The sequence below is a fragment of the Pseudomonas sp. FIP_A4 genome (assembly GCF_036701605.1).
Lineage (GTDB): Bacteria > Pseudomonadota > Gammaproteobacteria > Pseudomonadales > Pseudomonadaceae > Stutzerimonas > Stutzerimonas phenolilytica.
Map to the genome: position 1 here is coordinate 1 of NZ_JAYDXP010000043.1, position 1,256 is coordinate 1,256.

Below are 1,256 nucleotides of genomic sequence, written 5' to 3' on the forward strand. Positions count from 1 at the left end.
CGGCAGGCAGTTCAGGCCGCCCTTGGCAATGGCGCGGGCGCCGTAGGACACGCGCTTGCCGCCGTCCAGGTACTGCTTGATCACCGGATGATGCTTGTAGCGCTGGAATTCGTCGAACGGCGACAGGTGCGGGTTGCTGTACGACAGGTCGACGATCAGGCCGACAACCACCTGGTTGTTCTCCAGATGATAGAGGAACGAGCCACCGGTGTTCTCGTCGTCCAGCGGCCAGCCCGCGGTATGCACCACCAGGCCCTGTTCGTGCTTGGTCGGATCGATGTCCCACAGCTCCTTGATGCCGATACCGTAGTGCTGCGGATCGACGTTGGCATTGAGCTGGAAGCGGTTGATCAGCTGCTTGCCGATATGTCCGCGGCAGCCTTCGGCGAACAACGTGTACTTTGCGCGCAGCTCCATGCCCGGGGTGTACATGCCGTCCTTCGGGTTGCCTTCGCGGTCGACGCCGAGGTCACCGGTGACGATACCGCGCACAATGCCGTTCTCGTCGATCAGCGCTTCCTGGGCGGCGAAGCCCGGGTAGATCTCGACACCCAGGTTCTCGGCCTGCTGGGCCAGCCAGCGGCACAGGTTGCCGAGGGAGATGATGTAATTGCCTTCGTTGTGCATGGTCTTGGGGACCAGCGCATTGGGCAGCTTGCTGGCCGCTTCGGCGGTCTTCAGCAGGTAGATGTCGTCACGCTTGACCGGCGTGTTGAGCGGGGCGCCGAGTTCTTTCCAATCGGGGAACAGTTCGTTCAGCGCGCGAGGTTCGAAGACCGCGCCGGAGAGGATATGGGCACCTACTTCGGAGCCTTTCTCGACGACGCATACACTGATTTCCTGACCAGCGTCGGCGGCTTTTTGCTTCAGGCGGCAGGCTGCGGATAGGCCTGCAGGGCCGGCGCCGACGATGACAACGTCGAATTCCATGTATTCGCGACTCATGTTGCGTTCCCCTCAGCGTTCGTGATGCTGCGACTGCAGTGATGCTTGCCGACCTGCCTGGCCGGCTTCCGGTTGGCGATCACTCCACGGCCTTGACCATATCCTCGACCACCTTCTTCGCGTCGCCGAAGACCATCATGGTCTTGTCCATGTAGAACAGCTCGTTGTCCAGGCCGGCATAGCCGCTGGCCATGGAGCGCTTGTTGACGATGACCGTCTTGGCCTTGTACGCCTCGAGGATCGGCATGCCGGCGATCGGCGACTTCGGATCGGTCTTGGCCGCCGGGTTGACCACGTCGTTGGCGCCGAGC

General features: G+C 62.3%; 2 protein-coding genes. Both read right to left on the reverse strand.

Translation table 11 applies throughout. The features are described from left to right. The coding region (locus U8L64_RS00305; protein WP_333392719.1) for an NAD(P)/FAD-dependent oxidoreductase at window positions 1-945 on the reverse strand (945 nt) is incomplete at its 3' end. 79 nt (window positions 946-1,024) lie between these two features. Then, on the reverse strand, window positions 1,025-1,256 hold a 232-nt coding region (locus U8L64_RS00310; protein WP_333392721.1), incomplete at its 5' end, for an NAD(P)(+) transhydrogenase (Re/Si-specific) subunit beta.